Origin of the sequence: Enterobacter sp. R-1.6.2, assembly GCF_035064085.1 — a bacterium.
GTDB lineage: Bacteria > Pseudomonadota > Gammaproteobacteria > Enterobacterales > Enterobacteriaceae > Enterobacter > Enterobacter asburiae_B.
This window is the reverse complement of record NZ_JASEYI010000155.1, coordinates 1-241: the sequence shown is the minus strand read 5'-3', so window position 1 is coordinate 241 and position 241 is coordinate 1. Positions and strand designations below refer to the sequence as shown.

At 61.0% G+C, this 241-nt stretch carries 1 protein-coding gene; it reads left to right on the top strand.

The features are described from left to right. Positions 1 to 241 (top strand): SPFH domain-containing protein (locus tag QMN93_RS26215; RefSeq protein ID WP_323630754.1); only part of this gene is annotated, 241 nt, incomplete at both ends.

Sequence of the window (241 nt, the reverse complement as noted above, 5' to 3'; positions counted from 1 at the left end):
CACCATGACAGAAGCAGCCCGCGGCGTAGGCACCCGTTGCGGTAAGTTCAGCCATCGGGTTGAGCCGGGTCTGAACTGGAAGCCGCCCTTCATTGACGATGTGACCGCGGTAACCGTGGAATCCGTCCGTGAACTGGCCGCCTCTGGCGTGATGCTGACCTCTGACGACAACGTGGTGCGCGTTGAGATGCACGGGCAGTACCGCGTGACCGATCCTGAGCGTTATCTGTTTAGCGTGACC